Here is a 552-nt window from a genome sequence, read left to right on the forward strand (position 1 = left end):
CGTTCTGCACCAGCATCACCAATCGATCGCGGATGATGGATGTCACGTCCTGAACGACCTCAACTCGGATAGAGGCAGGTAGGTGAGTAGTTTCTTCGGCTACCAGCGTTGCCACGCCGTCCAGCACACGCAATGCGTCTGCATTGAGCGCTTTCGCCACGTCAAGCACGATAGCGGGAGCGCCATCGACGAAGGCACGATCGTGCGGCGGCTCGAAGCGCTCCTCAATCAACGCCACGTCGCTCAGCGTCAGAGTAGCGCCATTCGGTAGCACCATAACGGGGATCGTGGTCAGCGCAGCAGCGGTGTCACGCTCGGCGGTGAAGCGCACAGTAAGTTCGGCGCCATCTCCCTCGAGCGTTCCGATAGGAAGGTCAATGTTCTGCGCAGCGATAGCCATAGCAAGTGCCGCGGGTGTGAGCCCATGGCCTTCCAGTACTGTGCGCGAGGCAGAAATTGTAAGTGTGCGGGTGCCCAAGCCTCCGCGCGTAACACGGGCAACGCCAGGCAGAGCTGTCAGGCGGTCCAACAGTCCGTCTGCGTAGAAATCCA

At 60.3% G+C, this 552-nt stretch carries 1 protein-coding gene; it reads right to left on the reverse strand.

The window, feature by feature from the left end; all coding sequences use genetic code 11:
* Positions 1-529: efflux RND transporter permease subunit (locus E7681_RS18645; protein WP_342777078.1), on the reverse strand; the 529-nt coding region annotated here is incomplete at its 3' end.
* Positions 530-552 lie beyond the last annotated feature (23 nt).

The sequence above is a fragment of the Thalassobius vesicularis genome, assembly GCF_004799325.1.
In the GTDB taxonomy this organism is placed as follows: Bacteria; Pseudomonadota; Alphaproteobacteria; order Rhodobacterales; family Rhodobacteraceae; genus Thalassobius; species Thalassobius vesicularis.